We start from the raw sequence: 25,652 nt of genomic DNA on the forward strand, positions 1-25,652 counted from the left end.
AGTTTTCTTTTCTAACGAATTTTTTGACGATTAATAAATTTTGCCTGGCAATTTTTTTCCCTTCTCTCATTAATTGTTGTGCGGCTTCCAGTTCTTGTTTGTTCAAAGCCTCCTCTGAGAGGGGTTCTATTTTGCGCGTTTTGTAGTGGATTTGTTTCAGATGGAGTTTGTCTGTCCGGTTTATGAACTCTTCACAAGCCCTATGCAACTGTTTGGAGCAGTGGTGTAACTCTTGCAAGTTTTCTTTTTGGCTGGCATTGTTGAGTTGAAGTAAAATATCCTCAGCTTGTTGTACTAATATTTTATCCGTATGCAACTGGTTTTCGGAGAGGTTGGAGATAGGAATCCAAGAGCTGATTAATACTAATATGAATAAGGGAAGTTGATTTTTTGCTACTATCTTCATCAAGGATCTTCTGTTCTTCTTAAACACCATAGTACTACTAGTTTGATGAAAATACTATAATAACGGGTAGCTTTTCCTAATTAGTATAACGGTGGGATACCTGTTTTCTCAAATTTTCTATTTGCGGCTTTTTTACTATGCATTTCCCCTGTACAATTTGCCGAGTGTTCCGAAAAGCTTGTTATGCTTTGTTATAGGTTTACTCACCTCAAAACAAGACCTGTTGCATCAAATTGAGTGAAATCCTTCAACATTCCTTATCGACCAGCCTTCACTTTCATTTGCCCAACATAAAAATCCTATATTCTACAAAGTGAATTCTATGTAAATTGCTTAAAGTATCTTTCTACTCATTTTTCTATCATAAGCTTATGCGTAAACTTGTAGAACATTTCGTTCGCTACCCCTCTTTGGCCAATATTGTGATTGCGTTCACATTAATAGCCGGGCTTGCCAGCCTGTTTAATACCAAGAAATCTTTTTTTCCCTCACGCAATCCCAGAAATATCACCATACAAGTGGCCTATCCGGGCGCTTCTCCGGAAGAAATGGAAGAAGGGGTAACTCTGAAAATAGAAGAGGCTATTTATAGTATTGTCGGTATCGATGAGATTACTTCCACTTCCTCTGAAAACTCGGCTACAGTATTAATCGAGACCTTGAAAGGCTATGATATTGATGAGGTATATACGGAGATTAAAAATGCCATTGACCGGATCAACTCCTTTCCGGTGAGTATGGAGAAACCCATTATCTTCAAAGAAAAACCTCAGTCTACGGCTCAATGGGTTGCCGTGTACGGAAGTGTGGATTTGTATACCTTGAAGAAATTTTCGGAAGAGATAGAAGAAGACCTCCGGGCTACCGGGGTGATTTCGCAGATCGAAATTTCCGGATACAACGACCGGGAAATTTCTATTGAAGTAACGGAAGAAAACCTCTCGCGCTACCAACTCACCTTTGATCAGGTAGCCAATGCCGTCCGGTTTAACAACCGGGATATTTCCGCCGGTTCGATCAAAGCCAGTGATGAAGAAATCCTGATCCGTTCGAATGCCAAACAAACCGAAGCCGAACGGATCGGTGAAATCGTCCTGCGTTCTGATACCAACGGAAATAAATTATTACTCCGGGATGTGGCCGATATCAAGGAAAAGTGGGCGGATATCCCCAATAAGGCCACATACAACGGCAAGCAGTCCGTATGGATCGAAGTCCGGAAGTTAGAAACCGAAGACCTGGAAGAAATCTCTTCCATTGTGGAAAATTATGTACAGGAGTTTAACGAAAGCCATGATTCGGTACAGATGGCGGTTTCCTACAACTTTCTGGATATGTTGCAACAACGCCTGGACATGTTGGTGGACAATGGGGCCATAGGTTTGTTATTGGTAATGATCTCTTTAGGTTTGTTTCTAAGTTTACGTTTGTCTGCTTGGGTGGCATGGGGGATTCCATCTTCCTTTTTGGGCTTGTTCATTGTGGGGACTTTCGTAGGGCTGACTATCAACATGATTTCTCTTTTCGGGATGATTTTGGTAATCGGAATCCTGGTAGATGATGGAATTGTCATTGCCGAGAATATTTATACCCACTTTGAGCGGCATCATAACCCTGCCAAAGCGGCTATCGAAGGAACGATGGAAGTGCTGCCGGCTGTCTTCACTTCGGTGACGACTACCATTGTGGCATTTACCCCTTTATTACTTTTAACGGGTGGTTTTGAGTTTTTGAAAGATATGGCAGTTGTGGTGATTGTCTGTTTGGCCTTTTCCTTACTGGAAGCTTTTTTCGTATTACCCGCTCACTTGGCCAGCAGAAAAGTACTCAGTATTAAGACCAAAGGCACGCTTAGTCATAAAATCCGCTCCCGGATCAATGGCTTTATTGATAGGGTAAAAAATAACGTCTATGGCAGAATGTTGCAATTCACGATGAAATACCGGATCGTATCTGCCGCCGTAGTGATTGCTAGCTTTTTGATCGTAGGCGGATTAATGGGTGGAGGATTTATCAAGTCGACTTTCTTTCCGAATATTCCTTTCGATGCCTTCAGTGTGAACATTGCCTTTAAACCGGGCACCCGCGAACAAAAAGTAGAAGAATATATTAAGCGGTTTGACAAAGCGGTTTGGGAAGTAAATGAGGATTTGAAAAAGAAATACGATGATCCGGAAGATTATGTGACCACTACGTTTAGCACCGTTGGGTCTACCATGGACGGGCAGGAAAGCGGAAGCCATGCAGGGGGCTTGCAAGTGTTTTACCGGGAGTTAGACGATACTCCCATCAATAGTTATGAACTCTTGGATTTGGTGCGGGAGAAGATTGGGAAAGTGCCTGAAGCAGAAAAATTTAATGTGGGTGGAGGAGACAACCGCTTTGGGAAACCGGTGGCAATCCGCCTGAAAGGTAGAAATATAGAGGAACTGAATGAAGCGAAAAACTTTCTGAAAAAAGAACTGGAAAATATTAGCGATTTGCGGGACATTCAGGACAATGTGGCCTTGGGGCGAAGGGAAGTCATGTTTGAACTAAGTCCCGAAGCATATTTTTTAGGGTTTACACACAACGATATCACCAAGCAAGTCCGGCAGGGGTATTTTGGAGAAGAAGTGCAGCGCTTGCAAAAAGGAAAAGACGAAGTGCGGGTGTGGGTACGGTATCCGAAAAGCAACCGGGCCAATATGGGGCAATTGGAAGATATGAAAATCAAGGGTGAAGACGGCAAACAATATCCTTTGAGTGAGTTTACTACTTATACCATTGAACGGGGTATAGCCGGGATCAAGCATTTTAATACCATTCGCACCGTCACGGTAGATGCCGAGTTGATAGACCCCTATGCGGAAGTACCTCCGATTATTACCAATATTCAAAAGGACATTATTCCGAAATTGACCGCTTCGTACCCGGGTATTAAGATTGATTTTGGCGGGCAGTCCGAAGAAAGTCAGAAGTCGCAAGCCGAAATTGGCTTGTATTTCGGTGGGGCATTTATCTTGATCTTTTTTATCATTATGGTGACATTCAAATCCTTTTATCAGGGAATTCTGATCATGATGATGATTCCTTTGGGTTGGATGGGAGCTGCCATCGGGCATGGTATAGAAGGCATTGCCGTATCTCTATTGAGTGCCTGGGGAATGATAGCCTTGTCCGGGGTGATTATTAACGATGCGGTGGTGTTTTTGGCGAAATTCAATTCGAACCTAAAGGGCGGGATGAAGGTGTACGATGCGGCATACGATGCCGGCCTTTCCCGTTTCCGGCCTATCATTCTGACTTCCATCACTACGGTAGCCGGTTTGTATCCATTGATTCTGGAAAACAGCTTTCAAGCCCAGTTCCTGATTCCTATGGCGGTATCAGTGGCGTACGGAGTACTGATTGGTACGTTCTTTATCTTGTTATTCTTCCCTGTTCTGATTTTGATTTTTAACGATATCCGGATAGGAATTACTTGGTTCAGTCGCTGGCTTTCTTGGTTATGGACGCCTAGCTACCAGGTAGTGAAGGAAGACGGAAGTATAGAAGAGGTAAAACGGAATGTACACAAACCTACGCGTGAAGAAGTGGAACAGGTGATTATTGATTTGGAACGGAACAAAGAATTTGAAGAAGCAAATTAAAAACTTTCCACCGGGCGAATACAAAGAACAATTTCACCCGGTGGAAAACCTTTTGATATCCATTCATTCAAGTAGCGAAGCATAGTTTCGGTGAAGGAGGGAATTCATCACAGAGCTCAAGTTCGCGTTATTTACTCAACAAGTGTTCTAAAAACTTGCGGGTCTTTTTGTTATAGGTACCATTCGGATTAATTTTCCCTTGTAGTTGAAGATCGCGAATAGCCCGTGCCGTACCAGGTCCGAAGATGCCATCAGGCTTGCCACAGTCAAAACCTGCGATATTCAGGGAGTATTGCAAATCTTCAACAGCCACCCCTTTATCTCCGAATTTTAATTTTAAAGTGGGAATGACCAGGATTTTGGTTTCCAAGGCTGGTTGGTGAAACTCTTTTTCTTCAGGTGTTTCCGGGAAGGTTTCTTCAGGGTTTGTTTCCGGGGAAGGTGTAGGTTGGGGAACGGAAGGAGGGTTCATCTCCACTTCGAAAATTTTAGAAGGGTCGTCAATCAACCTTCGAAACCCTTGTACCTGGCTGGCGGCAAACTTACTGATGTCGACCTGGTCGCCTTGATTTCCTCCCAAGGTAAAGACAAAATGACACTCTTTGCTATAGCCCATGAAAATTCCCACATGGTAAATACTGTTTGATGAAGAACCAAACAGCACGATATCTCCCAACTCAGGTTGTGCTATGGCTTCTCCGACTTCCATCCAGGATTGCGCCCGGGCGTCTTTTGAGGCTTGGAGTCCGGCTTTTTGGACAGCCCAGTTCAAAAAAATACTACACCAGGGTGTCTCATCGCTATTTACCCAGTCAAAGCCGGCTTCTTGGGCATATTGCAGGATACGGGCGTTGTGCTCGGCCCCGGGAATTTCCTTTGTGCCGATTTCGGCCGATGCTATTTCTAATAGTCTCATGATATTTTAAATCAGTGGTTATAATGGACGTAAAAAATGGAGAGAAGTACCTTTTCGGCTCATCTCAGAGGCCGGAAAAGTACTCTCTTGTTGTTTATTTTATTTTTTGCTTGATAAGCCGATTTCTGCCAAGCGCTCTGCCAAAAACTCCCCGGCTGTAATATCCTGATACTGTTTTGGGTTGTCCGTATCCACACAAGTTTCCAGACAACTCAAATCCATTTCAGAGCGCGGATGCATAAAGAAAGGAACAGAATACCTAGAGGTATGCATCTTCTCTTTGGGAGGGTTAACCACCCGGTGGATGGTAGATTTCAGTTTGTGATTGGTCAAGCGGTCCAACATATCTCCTACATTGACCACAATTTGATCGGGCAGAGCCGTAATCGGAATCCATTTTCCATCCCTGCGCAACACCTGTAGCCCATCCGCACTGGCTCCCATCAACAAGGTGATCAAGTTAATGTCTCCATGCTCTGCGGCCCGTACGGCATCTTCAGGAACCTCCCTGGGATTTTCGATAGGGTAGTAATGAATCGGCCGGAGTATGCTATTGCCTTTTTCTACTTTCTTTTCAAAATACTCTTCTTCCAGGCCTAAGTACAGGGCTATGGCTTTCAACATGGTTTTTCCGGTAGTTTCCAAAATCCGGTATACTTCCACACCCACTTCTCTCATTTCGGGAAGTTCTTCCGGCCATACATTGGGTGGGTACCCGGTGGTTAAGGGATCTCCTGAGGCTACTTCCTGACCGATATGATAGAATTCCTTCAAATCTCCCGTGTTTCTTCCCTTGGCATGTTCTTTCCCTTTGCCTGTATAGCCTCTTTGGTATTGGATATCAGGCATTTCATGTCTGCTTTTTACCTCATCTGATAAGGCAAAATAACGCTGAATGACATCGTATAATTTTTCGGTTAGAGCATCTGTTAATCCATGGTTTTTGATCGCTACAAAGCCAATAGTCTGATAGGCTTCTCCCAGTTCTTGTACAAAACTTTGTTTTTTTTCCGGGTCTCCCGACTGGAAATCCGACAGGTCCAGAGAAGGGATCTCTTCGTATAATTTTTCAGACATTTTTATTTATTGGTTAAATATGAATGATTAAGCTCTGGTTAAAAGTAGCCAATGTTCTAAAAAAATGAGTCGCAATGCATTTTTTCATAAAACTATTACTTTTTAGCGATTGGAAAAAAGACCGGGGCGAAGAAAATACAGAAAATTAAAAAGGCCTTTTTGGGTAGGAGTAATTGACTGTTCAGACATAAAAAAGCTGCCTGGGGTCAAAAGGCAGCTTTCTATATTTTAGCTTATTAGGACGATTTAAGCCATTGCCTTATCAAAGCGGGCAGCAACTTCTTCCCAATTGATAATATTGTAAAAGGAATTGATATAATCCCCTCTGAGGTTTTGGTATTTTAGGTAATAAGCATGCTCCCAAACGTCAATACCCAAAATAGGCGTACCTTTTTCGCTGGCAATATTGCTCATTAACGGATTGTCTTGATTAGGCGTGGAAGAGATGAACAGTTGATTCTGAGCGTTCAATGCCAACCAGGCCCATCCTGAACCGAAACGGGTTTTAGCCGCAGTGGTGAATTGTTCTTGAAAACTTTCGAATGAGCCAAATGCAGCCGTGATCGCTTCAGCCAATTTTCCAGTAGGTTGACCTCCTGCATTCGGAGCAATTACACTCCAGAACAAAGAGTGGTTGTAGTGGCCACCGCCATTGTTGCGAACGGCTGTGTCATTTTCCCCTACATTTGCCATGATTTCTTCCAATGTCATCCCGGCAAACTTTGTATCGGCTATCGCGGCATTCAGTTTTCTTACATAGCCAGCATGGTGCTTCCCATGGTGAATTTCCATGGTCATCTTGTCGATATGGGGCTCTAAGGCATCAAATCCATATGCTAACTTAGGTAAAACAAACTCTGTGGCTCCTTGCTTGGTCTCCTCTTCCTTCTGGCTGTCTTCTTTAGAAGTACAAGCCATAAAAGGGTTAAGAAGAGTACCAGCCGCAACGGCACCGCTTACTTTTATAAATTCACGTTTGTTCATGGTGATTCTGACTGATTTATGTAAAAAAATAAATGTGACTGACTATCACAAAGGTATTACCTCAATAGGTTCTTTAAAAATTTTCATAATTTTTTTAAAATAAATTCAATTGAATGCCAAAAAATCTTTGGTGGAAATCGTATTGTGCGGAAAAACTATGGAAAAGATTTAATAACTTAAAGGATCAGATGGCTTCCTATAGCAATGCTTATCCCTGATTATCTTAACTTTCCTGACGTTGCCGGTGGTTTTTTACCTAAAAACCAAGAACTGGGATAGCGGTATATTGATTCGCGCTGCCTTGTCTTAAAAGTGCTTAAAATTGGATTTTGCTAGTATGTTCCTACAAGTAATTAATGAAAATAAATACCTTGTAAATTGGTAGAAATCCTGTATTTTGCGTAGTTTTTCCAAAAAATAACAATGCAAATATCTTTTTTGGAATATGAATTTTCCCCTAAATCACCATGAAAGTAAGTCTTAATGAAAATGAAATAAAACAGCTATTAAATACCCTTTGTGAGGTAGTATTTCAGTTGGATACGTGGGGGCGTTGGCAGTTTGTAAATCCGGCTTGGGAAAAGGTTACTGGGTTTCCCGTAGAGAGTATGATCGGTAAAATGTTTGTAGATGCTCTGTATGTTGATGATGTGATAGGGGGGCACCGGTTTTTGGATAATTTGTTCAAAGGAAAAAAAGAATCCGGCCACAAGCGCTTGCGTTTACGCACACAATGGAATAAACCTGTATGGGTGGAAATCAGGGCAAGTAAGCTGGAGCAAGAGCCGGGAGTAATTTCAGGGCTGATTACCGAAATCAAAAACACACAAACCCAGGAGATTGATGAACTTGAGCTGCTTTTGCAACAAATAGAGGAAGACAACCAGGTAGTGTATGAAACCCAAACCTTGGAAAATACACTTGTTGATAAAAACACAGCTAGGACAGCGGAAGTCCGTAAAGGGGTTTTCGACTGGAAGGTAAATGAAAATAGATTTTATTTTTCACCACAGTGGAAAAAAATGCTGGGATATGCACCGGAGGAATTGATTGACAGAGAGGTCATTTGGAAAACACTACTTCATCCGGAAGAGCGCAAGCAGGTACTGCATAAGTATATACAAAGGATTGACCGGGTGTTTGACAACGAACTCAGGTTGTTGCATAAGAATGGTAACTATTTATATGTGCGTTCGAAGGTCTATTCGGTATTGGACGAGGAAGGAAAGGTGCAGCGCATTGTAGGGCTGCACGAAGATGTAACACAAACCCGGAAACTGGAACAGCGTCTAAACGAATGCGAACAACGCTATAAATACTTATCGGACCTGATGGAAGAAGGAGTATTTATTCATGAAAGAGGGCTTGTTTTGCATGCGAACCAAGCTTTGTTGGAGATGTTGGGCTGTCGGGAGGGAGAGCTACTTGGTGAAAACCTGATCTTGAAATTTGTCCCTGATACCTGGCAAAGTTTAGTGTACGAAGCAGTGCATAAAGGTTGGGAAGGGCCTTATGAAATTGAATTGCGGAGAAAAGACAATACACTGTTTCCGGCCGAAATCCGGGCAAAACAAGTCTATTATGCAGGGGAGCAAGTACGGGTAGTAGCCATTCGTGACCTCTCACTGCAAAAAGCGGAAAAGGCAAAGCGCCAAGAAAGGGAAAATACCATAAAACAAATACAGGTAGGGGTTGCGGCCAAAGTAGGGGATAAGTTTTTTGAATCCATGGTTTCTCAACTGGCTACTCTGTTACAAGCGGACCATGTGTATGTAGGGAGGATTATCGGAGAAACAAAGGATCAGATCAAAACGATTTCCTATTATAGAGACCAGCATTTTACGGAAAATTTTGAATACAGTATTGTCGATACTCCCTGTGGGGATGCACTGTGTCAAGGATTTTGTTTTTATTCCAATGGTGTAGACAAAGTATACCCTGAAGACGAACTCTTGAAAAGCTTTAAAATCAAAGCCTATATAGGCACTTCTTTATTTGATTCGAATAACCAACCCATAGGGATTTTGGTAGCGATGTTTACCAAGCCCATCGATCATAGAACCGAAGCCGAGGCAGAGGCTTTGTTTCAGATTTTTTCTTCGCGGGCAGGCGCCGAATTAGAACGAAAACTCACAGAACAACTGGTGCGTACCAGTGAGGAAAAATTCCGGAACCTGGTGGAAAATATCAGTGGGGTCTTTTGGATCAAAAACATTACCCATAATTGCATTGAGTACATCAGCCCTCAGTTCGACCATGTATGGGATTTTGATCGCAACAAACTATACGAAGATATCCGGTACTTTTCGAAATTTATTCACCCGGACGACCGGGAACGGGTCCGTAAAGAGTACCATATTGCCAGTTTCGGTTGTAAAACGTTCAGTACGGAATACAGGATTATCGGAGGGAAAAATAAAGAAAAAACCGTATGGGCCAAATCCACTTTCTACTACAGCCGGGCCGAACATATATTGAGGGAATTCGGATACGCGGAAGATATTACCCAACGAAAAGTTTATGAAGAAGCCATTAAAGACCATAATGTACAGTTGGAAAAAGCGAACCAGGAGTTAGATAATTTTGTCTATAGCGTTTCACACGATTTGAGGGCCCCTTTAACCTCTGCCATTGGTTTGATTACCCTTGCCAAAGAGGAGCCGGATCATGAGCAGATAAAAGAGTACTTGTTATACCAGGAAAAATGTTTGGGCAAACTGGATAATTTTATTCAGGATATTTTGAATTATTCGCGTAACTCCCGGATGAAACTTGTACCGGAACGGATTACGTTCCCGGTCTTGGTCAATGAGGTGTTTGAGCAGTTGAAATATTCGAACGAAGGGCAGCAAATCCGGAAAGAAATTGCCATCCAACCGCTTGAAGAATTTTACAGCGATTACCGTAGGTTGTTTATCATTTTGAATAATTTGATTTCAAATGCCATTCGCTTTTCCAATCCGTATGCAAAAGAGCCTTATGTAAAAATAACCGTTAAAGGAACAAACGAATATGTATGGATGGAAATCGAAGATAACGGACAGGGAATAGCCGAAAGACATCTCCAAAAAATTTTTGAAATGTTCTACCGGGCTTCTGAAAACAAACCGGGCTCCGGCTTGGGTTTGTATATCGTTAAAGAAACTGTCGGTAAGTTAAAGGGAAAAGTGGGTGTTACGTCCAGGCTTGGCGAGTTTACTCGCTTTACCATTGGTCTGCCCAACCTGAAATAGCCCTTGTTGTAACTGCTTAAGTAGAGGAAAGTAAAATTTGGATAGGAAGCCTTTTTCAAGGGGGGGAATAGACGAAAATTTGAGTATAAACTATCCGGTCGCGAGGAAACAGTATTCATCGGGTTGTGTCGGGAATTACGCAAGTCTTTGGGTTTGGGCAGTATGTTTAAAGGACAATAGTAGTTTATAGGTAGAGGAAAATATGAGCTTATCCACCGGTTTTGCTTTTCATCTTTCCGGATTAGTTGTAGATTAGGGGAGGTTTTTAGAGGTTGAACCTGTTTGTTGCAAAATGAAATACCAAAAGTTTGCTTTATAAGCGGCACTTATTGCGATTTTTTGAGTGAAAACCGGTTTTCCCAAAGAAAAGTGTTTAGAGCCTGTTTAAAATTCGTTGTGGGGGACTGCCTCTTTGGTGATAAAAAATCTCTGTTTAGGGCTCTCAAAATACTGCACTGAAGTTCCTGAAATAAGAATTTTTGACCCAAAGGATCAACGTTAAACAGGCTCTTTGAGAATAATCATTTGCGATAAGATGTAGCAACTGATTAACACAGTTACTATTAACTTAGTAAGTTGAGGAGGGTGACTACCGAAATAGACCTGTTTTTACCATCCATATTTTTGATCGACCATTAATGAAGTTCAACAAAGTAAATACTTCAAAAAAAGATCTACACCTGAAACAGTTGGAGGCGTTACATGATCAATATTTTGATCGTTTGTATCACTACACACTGTACTTTGTGAAACATGCGGAAACAGCTGAAGAAATCGTGTATGATGTATTTATGAAAATATGGAAACAGATAGGCGAGTTGGATGCAATCCGCAACCCGGAGGCTTATTTATATACCCTTACCCGCAATCATGCGCTGAACCACCTGAAGTCTCATCAAAAATACAAAGGCCATCTTACCATTGACGGAGTAGGTGCGGAGCCTTCTTGTACCGATTATTTTACGCCCGAGGCCTTTTATCTCAACAAAGAATTGGAAGGGGTACTCAATGCCGCCATCGAACAATTGCCTCCTCAGTGTAAAAAAGTCTTTCGTTTGGTAAAACAGGAAGGGTATAAATACCGGCAAGCTGCGGAACAATTAAATATTTCGGTCAACACAGTGGATATTCAAATGGCCAGGGCAGTGAAAAAACTCCGGAATATCTTGCAAGAGTACGCACAACCCGATCCCACCGGCAAAGACCGTTATAATCCTTTGAAAAAAATGGTGAGTATACTCCTTTTGTTTATTTGATATGTCATAGCCTTTTTTGCATAACGTATTTTCCGGGTATTCGGAAGCAATTTTTTGGGTTTTACAAAGGGGATACAAACGCATATTCTGAAAAAAAATAATTTTTTTGAGCGGCTTGTAGTGAGATTTTTTTCCTTGGTTGTCAATACTAACAAACAAGGACTTTTATGTTTGAAGAAATTGAACATTTGATTGCCAAGACGCTCGCAGGAGAAGCTACGGAAGAAGAGGAGCAGCAATTGTCTGCTTGGCTACTAGTGGATACAAAGAACCAACAGGCATATCAGATGCTCCGGGCTTACTGGAATATCCGGGAAACAAAGAGGGGGCGGAAAAGGCATTGGCTGAAACTCCAAAAAGACATTCTTGCAATGGAAAAAGTCTCTGTTCCGGTGTATTCGAAGAGGAAATCCCCGGCAAGTATATGGTGGCGGTATGCTGCGATATGGTTGGGATTAATGCTTACCTCTTTGAGTATCTGGTGGTTTAATGCTGAACAACCTGTAGTACAGGTCCCGGAGGTGCAGACAATCGCTATGGTGGAAAAAGTGGTTCCTAAAGGACAAAAACTAACCGTAAAACTTCCGGATGGTACCTTGGTGAAACTGAATTCGGAAAGCAAATTAACCTTTCCCGAAAGGTTTGGTGAACAACTCCGGCAAGTACACTTACAAGGAGAAGCCTTCTTTGAGGTACAAAAGGATACCACCCGGCCTTTCCGCATTGTGAGTAGAGAGGTTACCACCACCGTGTTAGGAACTTCTTTTGACATCAATGCCTATCCTGAAAACTCCGGTGTACAAGTAGCAGTACTTACTGGCAAAGTAAAAGTAGAACAACAGCAGGCCGGCTCGGTGGTATTGACTCCCCGGGAGATGGCCCGGGTGGAGGCAAAACATATCACAAAAGCTACTTTTGATCCGGATAAACTTTTTGCTTGGAAAGATAACCGTCTTGTGTTCGAAAAAGCTTCTTTGTCAGAGGTGATCAAAATTCTTGAGCGCTGGTACGGATGTAATTTTGCCCTTGGCGAAAATACACAGCTTACCAAAGCTCGTCTATATACAGCCGTATTTGTGGAAGAATCGTTGGAGGTAGTGCTTCAAAACTTAAATTATTCCTACGAATTAAACTTTATCCTTGATCCAAGAACAAAAACTGTAAATGTCATTAACCCTCAAACTTAAATTATTATGAAAATGAAAATCCCATAACAAACCACACTCCTGTAGAAGTAGACTAAAATTCTTTTTGGGTTATAAATTCACCTCATTGACCGCAGTCTAAGAAATTTTTCTTGTTTGTAGTTTGGTCAAAATGTGGCCTGGCCGGGCTATGTCTGGTGAAATGCCTTGATTGCATAAATGCTGGTGGATTTAGGCCCAAAGGATATAATCTGAATAGGCTCATACAACGGACAAAACCGTTGGGTTACTTCCGGGGAAAAAACTTCAGCTGCCCTATACCGGGGCAGCTGAATTTAAATCTTGCCTCTTGCCCTTTCCATAGTTGGCACTCTCGGAACGGCACAGGCAAACATGGCTACTATTATTTCACCATTCATTCAAAAATATGAAAAGAGAACATTTACATCAAGTTTGGAAAATGACAAAGTACATTTCCTTTGGTATATTTCTCCAAGCACTACTGGGTGGATTGCTTTCGGCAGAACCGGGAATTGCCCAGAAAAGTGTGGATGAGATTTATGTATACCATCAGCATAGTAACAAAACGGTGCAGGCTGTTTTCAAAGAAATCGAATCACAAACAGATTTCTTTTTTACGTACCGGGAACATGAAGTCCTGAGTAAAAAATACCATTTGCTCTCGGGAAAAATTTCCTTGGGAGAATTGCTTCGCGATATTTCGGTTCAACATAAAGTACATTTTAAGCGCATTAATAACAACATCAGTGTCAATGACCGGCAGAAAACAGAAGAGGTTCCCATAGTCGAAGTCATGGCAGAAGAAGAGATAATGGTGAGTGGGAAAGTGACGGACAAGGCGAATGTGCCATTGCCGGGAGTCAATATTCTGCTGAAAGGAACCAGCAAAGGGACCACTACCAATGCCGAAGGTGGGTTCCAGTTGAAAGTACCGGAAGGGGCAGTGCTCGTGTTTAGTTTTATCGGATATCAGAACCAAGAGGTGGCCATAGGAGCACAAACCCGCCTGAATGTGGTGATGGAAGAAGAGTACGAACAACTCGAAGAAGTAGTGGTGACAGCCTTAGGGGTAAAAAGAGAAACCAAAGCTCTGGGCTATTCGGTGACGGAAGTGAATGCCGAAACCATGACCAAGGCACCTGCTTTGAACTCCATCAATTCCCTGGCGGGAAAAGTGGCCGGGGTGGATATCTCTGCCCCGAATACCGGTCCCGGTGGATCCTCCCGGGTAGTGATCCGAGGAAACTCGTCCCTGTCACCCAATAGCCAGCCCTTGTATGTGATTGACGGAATGCCGGTGGATAATCAAACGCCCGGCCAGGCCGGTGACTACGGAGGCTTGGACTTGGGTGACGGGATTTCCAGCCTGAACCCGGACGATATCGCTACCATGTCCGTATTGAAAGGTCCTGCCGCAGCGGCCCTGTACGGTACCCGTGCCCAGCATGGGGTTATTCTTATTACCACCAAACAAGGAAAGGCCCGCAAAGGCATTGGGGTCGAATTCAACAGCAATGTGGTCTTTGATGTGATGGGTGCGCAGTTTAAAGATGTACAGAAAGTTTATGGGCAAGGAAGTACAGAGGATCCACTTCCTGACACTCAAGACAGAGCCACAAGATATGGTAGTTGGGGGGCTAAACTGGATCCTTCTGTAATGGTTTTCCGGTTTGATGGAGAAATGGTGGATTATGGAGATAAGAACAGTACGATCCGGGATTTTTTCCGAACCGGGCATACCCTATCCAATACCCTTACGCTTTCGGGGGGTAACGAACAGAGCACTTTCCGCTTTTCCATGACCGACCTGCGCAACGAGGACATTGTGCCCAATAGCGGACTGGAACGGAAGACCTTTACCCTGCGAGGTACCACCAAACTGGGTAAAAAAATGACTGTAGACGCCAAAGTGACCTATCAGAATGAAAAAGTGAACAACCGGCCTTTCTTGGGCAATACGGATGAAAATGCCGCCCTGGTTTTGACGCGCTTGCCGGCCAATGTGGATATAAACTGGCTGAAAGACCTGCGCCTGAACGAAGACGGGACTTATCGCAACTGGAACAATAGTAGTGAACGGGTCAATCCCTTCTATATCATCAATGAGATGTCCAATAAAACGGTCAAAGACCGGATCATGGGTTTTGCGGAGTTCAACTATGCGATGACCGATTGGCTTAACCTGCGGCTTAAAGCGGGGCTGGATCAATACAGCTTTTATCATCAAAGCAAAGCTCCCCGGACTACTCCTAATCGGGTGAACGGGACCATGGAAGAAATCCATATGAAGGCCAGTGAGTTCAATGGGGAATTTTTGCTGACGGCCAAAAAGCAATTCAGTGAGGATTGGTTTGCTTCGGCTAGTGTAGGAGGAAACCTGATGAAGAGCCAGACCGAGCGTACGGACATCGTAGCTTCGAATGAAATTACGGGCAACTTGTCTTCTATCAATAATTATACGGTGTTTTCCACTCTTTTTTCACAGCCACGGAAACAAATTAACTCCCTTTATGCTTTTGGAAACCTGTCTTACCGCAACTTCCTGTTTCTGGATGTAACGGCCCGGAACGATTGGTCTTCGACCTTGCCGACTGCGAATAATTCTTATTTCTATCCCTCGGTAGCGGCCAGTTTTGTTTTTACCGATGCCTGGGATTTTACCGGTAATCTGCTTTCTTTTGGAAAAATAAGGGCCTCTTATGCGGAAGTAGGTGGGGATACCGACCCTTATAACCTTGATCTGAGTTATAGCTTGCGTCCTTATGCTTTTGGAGGAAGGCAAATGGTAGCTGCGAACCTCGATCGCATTCCGAACAAGGAACTCTTGCCTTCCCGTACCAAGGGCTTTGAAGTAGGGCTGGATTTACGCTTTTTAAAGGGACGGGTCAATCTGGACATGACCTACTACAATCAAATGACCCATGACGAAATCATTGCTTTGCCGGTGGCTCTTTCCAGCGGTTCAAGTTATTTGATTGTCAATGCGGGAAAAGTATCGAACAAGGGGATTGAATTATTGTTGACGACCAATCTGGTACAAAGTAAAAATATTGACTGGGAGTTGAGCTTCAATTTTGCCAAAAATACCAATAAAGTGGTTAAGCTATTGGAGGGTGTAAAAACACATGAATTGTCCAGAGCTACCTGGGTGTCGGCCTATATACAAGCCAACGAAGGGGAGCGGTACGGGCAAATTGTGGGCTTTGATTTTAGACGGGATGAACAGGGTAATATAATATATGCCACTTCTGGAGAAAATAAAGGGTTGCCTCTAAGATCCGGTGAGCCGGTTGTTTTGGGTAATGGAGTGTATGACTGGACAGGAGGGATTGGCAATACCTTGCGCTATAAAAACTTCGGGCTTAAAGCTTTGATCGATGTGAAAATGGGGGCGGACGTACTTTCCATGACCAATATGGCTCTGTATTTTACAGGGGTCCATATGCATACCCTGGAGGGCCGAGAAGATGGATACATCGGGAAAGGGGTGAAGCCTGTAGTAGGAGGTGATGGCACGGTAAGTTATGTGCCTAATGACCAGAGAGTAACTTCGCACAAGTATTTTACTAGTTTACAGAATAATGATATTCTCACTCCTTTCATCTATGATGCTTCGTATGTCAAGTTGAGAGAATTAGCCTTATCTTATTCGGTGCCAAACCAAAGCCTGGAAAAGTCCTTTATCCGGGGGCTGTCTTTTGCTTTGGTGGCCCGCAACCTGTGGACTATTTACAGTAACCTGCCCAATGTGGACCCGGAGTCTTCTTATAACAATGGTAACGGACAGGGCTTCGAATACGGTTCTTTACCTACCCGTATAAGCTACGGTTTTAATATTAATGCAAAGTTTTAAGAATGTAAATTGTGTAAGATATGAAAAATACAATCCTGATATTGCTGCTCATGCTTGGACTGACAAACTGCCAGCATTTTGAGGAACTTAATATTGATCCAGCCCAGCCTACACAAACCGAAATAGATAAGGTGATTACGAATGTGGAAGCGCTAATGAGCGGCTCCCGTGAGTCCATCTGGGGGTATAATTATACCTTTGGAATGGGGATTACCCAGCAGTTGGCAGGCCAATGGGCGATTGGACAGGGCTCAGTGTATCATAAAGCTTCCTACTTAATGGATAGACTTTGGAATACACATTATGAATATATCCAGAACCTCCGGATCGCTTTGCACGATGTTAAAGGTCAACCTGACATGCAGAACCACTATATAGTGGCCAATACCCTGATGATTTACTTGTTTGCCCAATTGACGGATACCTATGGAGATATTCCCTATTTTCAGGCTGGAAAGGGCTATTTGGAAGAGTTGTATTTCCCGGAATACGATGCCCAGGAAGAAATTTACAATCATTTTTTTGAAGAGTTGCAGGCCATGCATAACCAGATTGCACAGGGCTCCCAAGGCAATGTAAAGGGGGATGTTTTTTTCAATGGGAATATGCAAAAATGGCAGCGTTTGATCAATTCCCTGCACTTGCGCCTGGCCTTGCGCCTGGTGCATGTAAACGAGGCCAAAGCCAAAGAAGAAGCTTCCAAAGCTATTCAGGCCGGCTTGATGCAGAGCAATGAAGACATGCTGGTGATGAGACATGAGAACTTCCCTTATTCAGCGGGTTTAGACGAGCTCAGAGGCAACGGCCTTTCACAGACCTTCCATTTTGGAGGTGCCGAACGTATTTGTTCCACTTTTTCCGATATGTTATATCACAAAAATGACCCTCGTTTAACCATAATGTTTGGGGTATTCCAAGGAGATGCTTTTACCGGTAGTATTGATGTGACCGAAGAGTTTGGAAAATACCTGGGGCATCCCGCCGGATATTTCCTATGGGATGTTCCTAATAAAAACCCTACGGATACGGTAATTATAGAAGATGGTACAAAGTTGCCTTTGGAATATGTAGATCAACTCTTACAGGCGCGTAGAGAAATGACCCGATTGGATGCTCCTTATGTGCATATGACCTATACGGAGGTGGAATTGCTTCAGGCCGAAGCGGCCCACCGTTGGCAGGTTACGGGGGAGCCGGCTGCGGTCCATTATGAAAAAGCGCTACGGGCCCATGAAGTCATGCTCCGGGAGGTATACGGTTGTCCGCCTTCCTTAAACGGGGACATGGATACTTATTTGGAGGAATATCCTCTGACGACCGGGCAAGAGCTCCGGCAAATCAACGAACAATTGTACATCAACCATTTTCTGAACGGGCAAGAAGCTTTTGCCAACTGGAGGCGCTCAGGCTATCCGGAGTTAAAGGTAGCCCCTCCTACAGGAGATATGGATCCGGAATTGAATGGGCGGATCCCTCGTTCTTTTGAATACCCGAACGATGAACTAACTTATAATGGAGAAAATGTCCGAAAGGCGCTGGATGGAAAGCGTAATTTTTGGGGAAATACCGTTTGGTGGGATACCGATCCTATGCGGGGAGTACTTCCCTAAGGCCATGTTGGGAGAGGTAATTATTGCCAATAATTTAACATATTATGTCAATGAAACTCTACTATGTATATATCCTTCTACATCTGGCTTTATTACTGGTTTTCTCGATTTATGAAGACTCATGGGAAGTACCTATTGAGCCGTATACTTATTTCGTTCGAGAGGTATTTTCTTTTTGAAAAGCAAATCCAAAATCTTTTTGGAAGCATTTTATGCCTGTTTTACAGGTATTCAAAAATTGCTTGAAATCAATAGGTTTTTAAAAACGAAAGATTAAAAGTCAACAGCTCTTTGTCTGGCTAAATTCACAAACCCCTGGCAGGATCTACCAGGGGTTTTTATTTAGTTGTTAACTATTTGTCGTATTCCTGAAAAGCAGGGATAGTTTGATGTAAAATTCCTGTTTTGCCATTAGCCAAGTGTAAACGTATTGCGTAGAGCTGCAATACTTTCAACAAGGGGCCTTTAATGAGCGGCTTCGTGCAGATGACCGATTTGGATCAACAATCCTAAGGCATCTCCATAATGATGCCCTTCAAAGGCTTCTCCTTGTTTGTTAAAATGCCAAACTTCACAAATGTCCACTTCAAAGCGTTTCTGAGAAGGTGGGACGTTTTCAAACATTCCGTCATTGGTCCCTTTGGCCGTAAAACGAGCTGTTACCCAATTCCCTTCTCCGGCAATATAACTGAAATCAAATAACTGAACATCCGAAGACATACCGATAAAAATTTCCATCCAACTTTTAAACTCTTCCCGGGAATGGGCTTCATGATGATGACCATGGTCGGTGAAATTAACTGAGGGGCTGAGCATTTGTACGACCGCATCCAAATCTCGTTGATTAAAATTTTGATGGGCTTTGCGTAAGGTTTCCAAATGTTTATTTTCCATGAATGTACGAAGGGCAAAAAGATTAAGAACTGTAGTCAATAACTTACGTTGCGAATGCAAATAACAGTGCTTATTAGGAAGGGTAAATTTCAGATCTAAGTTAATGAATTTATTCCAGAGATGATAGGAACGGAAAGACAGAATTTTTGACTTGTACCTGGTTGCTACTCTTTTCAAATAAACAAATGTCGATGGTCTGATTTCTTCTATGCAATCGCTCTGTTTACAAAGTACTCAGGCCTTCCGGAAGTAGGATGTTTATACACTTCACATAACCTGTCACGGTAGAGGGGAAATTATGTTTTTATGAGTCGTTTCAGGGAAAATGCCTTGAGTGCCGGCATGCTATGAGGAGAGGCATTTTGTTTTTTAGTAAATTTCGCGGTTTTTTTGCCGTGATGCCTTTTCAAAGAAAAATAATGAATTTGGAAAAGAAGTTTTATAAACTACTGAAAATAGAGAGATAAGCGTTATTTTTACGGTGCTTTATACAAATAAACCATAAAAAATAACAGGACGGATGATGAATTCCCTTAAGAGAAGACTGTCTTACAGTCGGTCTCGTTTAAGAGAGATTTTTGACCGTACAGACGGTCATTGTCATATTTGCCATGGAAAATTATCCTTTGAAAGGTATGCTAAATTCGGAGAACAGGGCTCCTGGGAAGTAGAACATTCCAAACCCAAAGCCAAGGGCGGTACCGACCGCCTGACAAACTTGTACCCGGCTTGTATTACTTGTAACCGGAGCAAAGGAACGCGTAGCACCCGGTCTATACGAGCGCGCTTTGGTTTTACCCGGGCACCCTATTCCAAAGCCAAGAAGCGAAGAATTAAAAAGCGCAACCGCAGGTTCGGGGCTGTTTTGGGTGGTGCTTTAGGCGTGTGTTGGGGTGCTACCGGGGCGGCCATTTTGATCGTAGTCGGGTTATTGTTGGGGAATTTCTTGGGTCCTCGTAAATAATCATTGGATAGATATTTGTCGAAAGGGGAACTAAGAGCTTGAGTTATTTCCGTTGTTATAGGGATTCTCCAGTAGCTCTAAGAGCATGTTGGAAGTCAGGGGTTTGTTTTTAAAATCAACTACCTCCTTAAAAGTATTGGCTTTTTGTTTGTCTTGAGGGTTGGGAGAGGTAGTCAGTATGACCACCGGTACCCGCTTTTCCCGGAATACATTCAACTTGACATAGGCATCCAGAAATTCCCAACCGTCCATGATAGGCATATTAATATCCAACAGGATAATATCCGGTAGAGCCGTGTTACTGGTATTATCCTGGTATTTACCTTGTTGGGTGAGATAATCCAAAGCTTCCTGGCCGTTTTCCGCTACATCTACCACATACGTAGTGCCTAATTGTTGAATCAGGCGTTGATGAATGAAATTGGTGGTTTCGTTGTCATCGACTAATAGGATTTTATAAGTTTTGTTCTTCATAAGAATGTTGTTTAAGTATGGTAAAATAAAATTTGCTTCCTTGGTTTTCCAGAGATTCTACCCAAATTTTCCCTCCATGCTCTTCAATGATTTTTTTACAAATGGCCAAGCCCACTCCCATGCCTTCATACACCCCTCTTTTATGCAATTGTTTGAATATGCTAAAGGCTTTATGAAAGTGTTGTTGCGAGATGCCAATGCCATTGTCTTCCACACAGAATACCCAGTTTAATTCTTCCTCTTTGGAGAAAATCCGGATGATAGGTTTTTGGTCTTTCTTTTTGAATTTGATGGCATTACTGATCAAATTTTGGAACAAATGCCTGATTTCTTCTTCACAACCGGTAATTTGAGGGAGCTCGTCCATCAGAATTTCAGCCCGGTTCAGTTGTATGGACGGTTGTAGTTCTTCCAACACATCGTTTAAGACGTTGGGTAAATCGATGGGGTCTATGATTTTCTCTCGTCCAATCCGCAAATAATCCAGTAAGCAGGTAATCAATTCTTTCATCCGGTTGGCCGATTCCAAGGTATACTGTAGATATTTTTCGGCATTCTCATCAAATTGCTGTTCATATTCTTTCTTGAACAATTCGATAAAACTGATGACGGAGAGCATGGGTTCTTGTAAATCATGGCTGGTGAGGTAGACAAAGTTTTCCAACTCATCGTTGCTTCGTTGCAGCTCTTTGAGCGTTTTTTCCAGGCGAATGCGGGCAGACTTCAGTTCGGTGATATTACGTAAACTGGTGTTACTATGGATAATCTTTCCATGTACATCGCGCATTCCGGTGGCATTAAACAATACATTGAGCTTAGCGCCATCTTTCATTTTCAGAATCAACTCTATGTTTTCTACTTTCCCAGATTGAGCAAAATTACGGAAGGCTTGTTGGGCTTCTTGCAGGCAGTCGGGATGGTAAATATCAAAAATGGATTTACCTATAATTTCTGTTCGAAGGTATCCGGTATTTTTTAATAAAGTATCGTTACATTCTGTAATGAATGTAGTTTCCATATCCAAGGAAATCAACATATCCGGGGAGCTATTGTATAGCTCCATATATTTGGCTCTGGACTCTTGAAAAGCTTTTTCCATATGAAATTTTTCTATGAAAAAGCGAACTTTATTGAGAAGTTCAGGTGGTTCAAAAGGCTTGGTAATAAAACTAAAAGCCCCTTTTTCAAAGCCTTTGAATACATTGAGGCGGTCGGTGTAAATCGCGGAGATAAAGATAATCGGAAGCTCATAGGTGCTTTCTTCTTCCCTGAGAATTTCCGCCAGTTCATAGCCATCCATTTGAGGCATCTGCACGTCAAGCAGGGCCAAGGCAAATTCATGGTTTAGTGTATGTTTCAAGGCTTCATTACCACTTGTCGCCGTGATGAGTTCTACCTCCAGTTCGGTTAGTACTTTTTGAAGGACAAGAAGGTTTTCAGGCTTATCGTCTACAAGCAGTAGTTTGGGATGTCTCTTGTCAGTGTAGCTGATCTCTTTCATGGCTTCGAAGTTAGTGATAGGGATCTTTTGTAAAATATCCGGAAAGTAGTGATTCTGGCTGATTACCTGTAGTTATATTTTTATAACTCGAAAAAAAACCAATTGTTTGTGCTGTTTTTTAGGTAATATTTATGTGTGAGGTTTTACAGTGTCAGTGTATCCAAACCCTTATCAAACTGAGTAACTTATCGATCTCTACGGGCTTGGTGAAATAGTCGTTCGCTCCGGCATCAATGCATTTTTTCCGGTCTTCCTTCATAGCTTTTGCCGTCAGGGCAATGATCGGCAGTTGGTGAAAGGCCGGTTGCTTGCGGATTCTGCGCATGGCTTCGTAGCCATCCATTTCCGGCATCATGATGTCCATCAAAACAAGGTGTATATCAGGCTCTTGTTCCAGTACATTCAGGGCTTTCAAACCGTTTTCGGCTTTTAATACATGAATGCCTTGCGCTTTGAGTACTTTCGAAAGGGCAAACATATTGCGCATATCGTCATCTACCAGCAGTACCTTTTTGTTTTTAAAGGCTTCTTCTTTGTCATATACTTCTTGGATAAGCTGTTGCTGTTTATGCGGTAAGTTATCAACTGTATGGTGGAGAAACAGGGCGGTTTCATCGAGCAACCTTTCTTCTGATTTTTCACTTTTGATAATAATACTTTTTGCCCAGGTATTCATTTGATTGACTTCGTCCTCGCTGAGTTCCTTTCCGGTGTAGACGATAATAGGCGGGAGCTGATGGGTTTGGTTTCTTTGCAAATCGTTAATTAAATCAAAGCCCGATGGCCCGGGTAGTATCAAGTCCAGTACAATGCAGTCTATGGTTTGTTTTTCGATAATCTTCCGGGCTGTTTCTGCCGTATCGGCTTCAAAAAGTTTGATCTCATAAGAAGAAATGGCGCTTTTGATATGTTTGCGGGTATGCGCATCGTCTTCCACAATCAGGAGGTATTTCATTTTGCGATGGATGAACGTTTCAATTTCTCCGAACACTTCTTCCAATTGACTCTGATTGACGGGCTTGGTCAGGCATTGTACGACTCCTGCTTTGTAAGAATCCAAACTGTATTCGGTTGCCGAAATAATATGTACTGGAATCTTACTATATTCGGCATGCACTTTTAATTCTTTTAAAAGGCTGTTTCCATGCATTCCGGGTAGTTCCAAATCAAGAATAATGGCATCCGGGCGGTATTTTTCAATCAACAAAAGCCCGTCTTCTCCGGTGGCGGCTACCAGGCATTTATAATTCTTTGCATTGGCTTGTTTTTTCAGTATCCTGGCAAAATGAGCGTCATCTTCAACAATTAACACCACTATGTCTTGTTTTGAAATGCTTTGCCGGTCATCTTTGATGCTTGGATAATTAATATAAGCCGCTTGTAGTAATTGTTGTGTGGCTAAGTCGAGAGATTCGATAGTATCCTCTTCTGGAAGTAGCGTATCCGTACTTTCAGTGTTCTGGGGTATAAGTGGAAAGGTCAGCGTAAATTCAGAGCCTTTGTTTACTTGACTTTCCAGTTCTATTTGCCCATCCAACAAGTAGGTCAATTGTAAAGCGATGGAAAGCCCGAGGCCTGTTCCTCCGTATTTTCTGGAAATGCCTCCTTCTGCTTGTTGGAAAGCTTCGAAAATGGTCTTTTTCTTTTCTTGGGGAATCCCAATCCCTGTGTCCCGAACTTTTATGGATAATAAACCGGGAGATTGTATCGAAAAACGGACCGAAACGTCTCCCTGTTCCGTAAACTTGACCGCATTGCTCAACAGGTTTTTGAGTATTTGATTTAACTTTTGCAAATCGGTCCAAATGACATCCGGTACCTCCGGGGCAATGTCAACAGATAGGCTTAAGCCTTTTTTATGAACCAGAGGGGTAAAAGTATAGTGAATACTTTCTGTGATTTTTGAAAGGGAAACTTCTCTTTTTTCAATATGCATTTTACCTGCTTCAATTTTACTCAAGTCGAGAATATCATTGATGAGATTGAGTAAATCCATACCGCTTTGGTGAATGATTTGTGCACATTCGACTTGTTCTTGCTCCAGGTTGCCTTCCTGGTTTTTAGCCAGAGTTTCCGAGAGAATCAACATACTGTTGAGAGGTGTCCGCAGTTCGTGGCTCATATTGGCCAGGAACTCAGATTTATATTTGCTGGCCGAAGTCAGTTGTTCCGCATGTTGGATGAGGTCTTGGCTTTTACTCTCCAGTTCACCGTTTTTGCTTTCCAGTTCTTTGCGGTGTAACTGCAATTGCTCATAGGTATAGAGCATTTCTTCCTGTTGGGTTTTGAGCAGTTTACTTTGCTCTTCCAGCTCCTCATTGGTTTGTCGCAATTCTTCTTGTTGGGTTTCCAGTTCTTCTGCTTGTGCCTGGGTTTCTTCCAAGAGTTCAATAATTTGTTTTTGGGTAATGGCTGCTTGTATACGGATGCCAATACCTGGCATTACTTCTTGAATAAATTCCTTTTGTAGGGGAGTAAAGGGAGTAAATGTACCCAACTCTATTACGCCTAATACTTGGTCCTTATAAAGGAAGGGATAGACAAGTAATTGTATCGGGGAACTCACTGTAAAAGTACCGCAAACCAAGGCCTGTCCGGCAGTGGGTTGTTCTACCCAAATAGGCTTTTTTTCTGTATAGGCTTGTCCTACCAAGCCTTCTTGCGGACGGTAAGACGACCGGAACTCTTCCCCTTTGGCAAATGCATACCTCCCTTGTAATTGTAGTTCGTCTCCCCGTTCGTTGAGTAGGTACAAGGCGCCTACTACGGCTTTCAGGTATTGACATAAAAAACCGATGATGTGGTTAGAGAGCTTATCCAAAGGAATCTCTCCCAGCATCTTCTGGCTCAGTTGATTATATCCGTTGCTGAGCCAGTTATAATCTTTGGACTTTTGGCTACTGACCTTCAAGGCATCGCGCATCAGCAGCAAAGATTTCCCCAAACCTTGTAATTCCTTAGGGCCTTGAATACGGATAGGAAAATTTAAGTGGCCTTCCGCTATGTTATTGGCTACTTTAATAGCGGTATTTACCGGACGGGACACCGAACGGGAAATGACAATCGAAAGCAATACGCTCAACAAAACACCTGCACCCAGTAAAAAGCTGTTGGTATAAATCATTTGCTTTAAAACCTGGGTACTGCGTAGTTCATCGGCAAGCATCAGCTTTTTTTGCCTTTGGTGCATTTGGGTTAAGATGTCCTGTGTTTCTAGTGAGGTTGGGACGGCCTGTTTCCGCAGTAGTTCATTGGCTTTAGCCGAATCGTTAAGGATAGTGAAATGCTCTATTTCGTTTTGGTAGTGTTCCAGCTTTCGGATCAAATCTTCCGCTTTCTGTAAGTCTTGAATATTTTTGGGGTTGGTCCACTCCGTGCTTAATCCATGCATTTCGTACATGGCAGGTTTTATCAGTTGCTGCCAGGCGTCTTCCCATTCTTTTTTTAAACTTTCATCCTTGAGAATCAGCCATCCTCTTAAAGCGCCCACAGATTGATTGACTCCGCTAATGACTTTTAAACTGGCTTGGGTGGTGGGGGCCCTGTCCTGAATGATTCGATGGGAAACCTTTTTGATTTTTTCTACTTGAAATAACATCATGAGAATTCCTCCACCCAGTAATACAAGTACCAGTGCGTATCCTAATCCAATCCGGCCAGCGAGTGTATGGTAGTATTTTTTCATA

At 42.7% G+C, this 25,652-nt stretch carries 15 protein-coding genes; 7 read left to right on the top strand and 8 right to left on the bottom strand.

From position 1 onward, the window contains the following. On the bottom strand, window positions 1–406 hold a 406-nt coding region (locus tag AAG747_RS00005; RefSeq protein WP_346819054.1), incomplete at its 3' end, for a hypothetical protein. 371 nt (window positions 407–777) lie between these two features. Here AAG747_RS00005 and AAG747_RS00010 point away from each other — a divergent pair. Further along, on the top strand, window positions 778–4,038 hold the full coding sequence (locus AAG747_RS00010; protein WP_346819055.1) for an efflux RND transporter permease subunit: 3,261 nt from the start codon (window positions 778–780) through the stop codon (window positions 4,036–4,038). A gap of 127 nt (window positions 4,039–4,165) precedes the next feature. Here the strand turns inward: AAG747_RS00010 and AAG747_RS00015 are convergent, their stop codons facing one another. From AAG747_RS00015 to AAG747_RS00025, 3 genes are all read right to left on the bottom strand, one after another. Then, window positions 4,166–4,954: a C40 family peptidase gene (locus tag AAG747_RS00015; protein ID WP_346819056.1), complete on the bottom strand. Its 789-nt coding sequence runs from the start codon at window positions 4,952–4,954 to the stop codon at window positions 4,166–4,168. Between the two features lie 99 nt (window positions 4,955–5,053). After that, entirely contained in the window at window positions 5,054–6,031 is a 978-nt protein-coding gene (locus AAG747_RS00020) for an isopenicillin N synthase family dioxygenase (protein WP_346819057.1), read from the bottom strand. Between the two features lie 246 nt (window positions 6,032–6,277). Continuing rightward, window positions 6,278–7,015 carry a superoxide dismutase gene (locus tag AAG747_RS00025; RefSeq protein ID WP_430300546.1) on the bottom strand — a complete coding sequence of 246 codons (738 nt, stop codon included), beginning with the start codon at window positions 7,013–7,015 and terminating at the stop codon, window positions 6,278–6,280. Window positions 7,016–7,482: 467 nt separating this feature from the next. On the opposite strand from AAG747_RS00025, the gene AAG747_RS00030 reads away from it, so the two are divergent. The 5 genes from AAG747_RS00030 to AAG747_RS00050 all read left to right on the top strand — a co-directional run bounded on the left by AAG747_RS00030 (window position 7,483) and on the right by AAG747_RS00050 (window position 18,133). Then, a complete protein-coding gene (locus AAG747_RS00030; RefSeq protein WP_346819058.1) occupies window positions 7,483–10,248 on the top strand; it encodes a PAS domain-containing protein in 2,766 nt (921 codons plus the stop codon). 638 nt (window positions 10,249–10,886) lie between these two features. Next, window positions 10,887–11,504 carry an RNA polymerase sigma-70 factor gene (locus AAG747_RS00035; protein ID WP_346819059.1) on the top strand — a complete coding sequence of 206 codons (618 nt, stop codon included), beginning with the start codon at window positions 10,887–10,889 and terminating at the stop codon, window positions 11,502–11,504. Between the two features lie 167 nt (window positions 11,505–11,671). Then, a complete protein-coding gene (locus AAG747_RS00040; RefSeq protein WP_346819060.1) occupies window positions 11,672–12,691 on the top strand; it encodes a FecR family protein in 1,020 nt (339 codons plus the stop codon). 385 nt (window positions 12,692–13,076) lie between these two features. Further along, the gene (locus AAG747_RS00045; protein ID WP_346819061.1) at window positions 13,077–16,523 is read left to right on the top strand and encodes a SusC/RagA family TonB-linked outer membrane protein; all 3,447 of its coding nucleotides are present in this window, start codon (window positions 13,077–13,079) and stop codon (window positions 16,521–16,523) included. 20 nt (window positions 16,524–16,543) lie between these two features. Next, window positions 16,544–18,133, top strand: a complete 1,590-nt coding sequence (locus tag AAG747_RS00050; protein WP_346819062.1) for a SusD/RagB family nutrient-binding outer membrane lipoprotein — start codon at window positions 16,544–16,546, stop codon at window positions 18,131–18,133. Between the two features lie 465 nt (window positions 18,134–18,598). On the opposite strand, the gene AAG747_RS00055 is transcribed toward AAG747_RS00050, so the two are convergent. Next, the gene (locus AAG747_RS00055; RefSeq protein ID WP_346819063.1) at window positions 18,599–19,027 is read right to left on the bottom strand and encodes an ester cyclase; all 429 of its coding nucleotides are present in this window, start codon (window positions 19,025–19,027) and stop codon (window positions 18,599–18,601) included. 520 nt (window positions 19,028–19,547) lie between these two features. Between AAG747_RS00055 and AAG747_RS00060 the strand changes: the two genes are divergently transcribed. Beyond that, window positions 19,548–19,991 carry an HNH endonuclease gene (locus AAG747_RS00060; RefSeq protein ID WP_346819064.1) on the top strand — a complete coding sequence of 148 codons (444 nt, stop codon included), beginning with the start codon at window positions 19,548–19,550 and terminating at the stop codon, window positions 19,989–19,991. 30 nt (window positions 19,992–20,021) lie between these two features. Here the strand turns inward: AAG747_RS00060 and AAG747_RS00065 are convergent, their stop codons facing one another. The 3 genes from AAG747_RS00065 to AAG747_RS00075 form a co-directional block, all read right to left on the bottom strand. Then, complete coding sequence (locus tag AAG747_RS00065) at window positions 20,022–20,465, bottom strand: response regulator (protein WP_346819065.1); 444 nt, start codon at window positions 20,463–20,465, stop codon at window positions 20,022–20,024. Beyond that, on the bottom strand, window positions 20,446–21,966 hold the full coding sequence (locus AAG747_RS00070) for an ATP-binding protein (RefSeq protein WP_346819066.1): 1,521 nt from the start codon (window positions 21,964–21,966) through the stop codon (window positions 20,446–20,448). Before AAG747_RS00070 ends, AAG747_RS00065 begins: the two co-directional genes overlap by 20 nt. A 151-nt stretch (window positions 21,967–22,117) precedes the next feature. Beyond that, window positions 22,118–25,651: a response regulator gene (locus tag AAG747_RS00075; protein ID WP_346819067.1), complete on the bottom strand. Its 3,534-nt coding sequence runs from the start codon at window positions 25,649–25,651 to the stop codon at window positions 22,118–22,120. Between the last annotated feature and the right edge of the window lies 1 nt (window position 25,652).

This window comes from Rapidithrix thailandica, assembly GCF_039710355.1.
Taxonomy (GTDB): Bacteria; Bacteroidota; Bacteroidia; order Cytophagales; family Flammeovirgaceae; genus Rapidithrix; species Rapidithrix thailandica.

Coding starts and splice junctions, on each gene's coding strand:
- AAG747_RS00030 (WP_346819058.1), top strand. CDS start 7,483: ATGAAAGTAAGTCTTAATGAAAATGAAATAAAACAGCTATTAAATACC.
- AAG747_RS00025 (WP_430300546.1), bottom strand. CDS start 7,015: ATGAACAAACGTGAATTTATAAAAGTAAGCGGTGCCGTTGCGGCTGGT.
- AAG747_RS00075 (WP_346819067.1), bottom strand. CDS start 25,651: ATGAAAAAATACTACCATACACTCGCTGGCCGGATTGGATTAGGATAC.
- AAG747_RS00010 (WP_346819055.1), top strand. CDS start 778: ATGCGTAAACTTGTAGAACATTTCGTTCGCTACCCCTCTTTGGCCAAT.
- AAG747_RS00060 (WP_346819064.1), top strand. CDS start 19,548: ATGATGAATTCCCTTAAGAGAAGACTGTCTTACAGTCGGTCTCGTTTA.
- AAG747_RS00040 (WP_346819060.1), top strand. CDS start 11,672: ATGTTTGAAGAAATTGAACATTTGATTGCCAAGACGCTCGCAGGAGAA.
- AAG747_RS00065 (WP_346819065.1), bottom strand. CDS start 20,465: ATGAAGAACAAAACTTATAAAATCCTATTAGTCGATGACAACGAAACC.
- AAG747_RS00015 (WP_346819056.1), bottom strand. CDS start 4,954: ATGAGACTATTAGAAATAGCATCGGCCGAAATCGGCACAAAGGAAATT.
- AAG747_RS00070 (WP_346819066.1), bottom strand. CDS start 21,966: ATGAAAGAGATCAGCTACACTGACAAGAGACATCCCAAACTACTGCTT.
- AAG747_RS00035 (WP_346819059.1), top strand. CDS start 10,887: ATGAAGTTCAACAAAGTAAATACTTCAAAAAAAGATCTACACCTGAAA.
- AAG747_RS00020 (WP_346819057.1), bottom strand. CDS start 6,031: ATGTCTGAAAAATTATACGAAGAGATCCCTTCTCTGGACCTGTCGGAT.
- AAG747_RS00050 (WP_346819062.1), top strand. CDS start 16,544: ATGAAAAATACAATCCTGATATTGCTGCTCATGCTTGGACTGACAAAC.
- AAG747_RS00045 (WP_346819061.1), top strand. CDS start 13,077: ATGAAAAGAGAACATTTACATCAAGTTTGGAAAATGACAAAGTACATT.
- AAG747_RS00055 (WP_346819063.1), bottom strand. CDS start 19,027: ATGGAAAATAAACATTTGGAAACCTTACGCAAAGCCCATCAAAATTTT.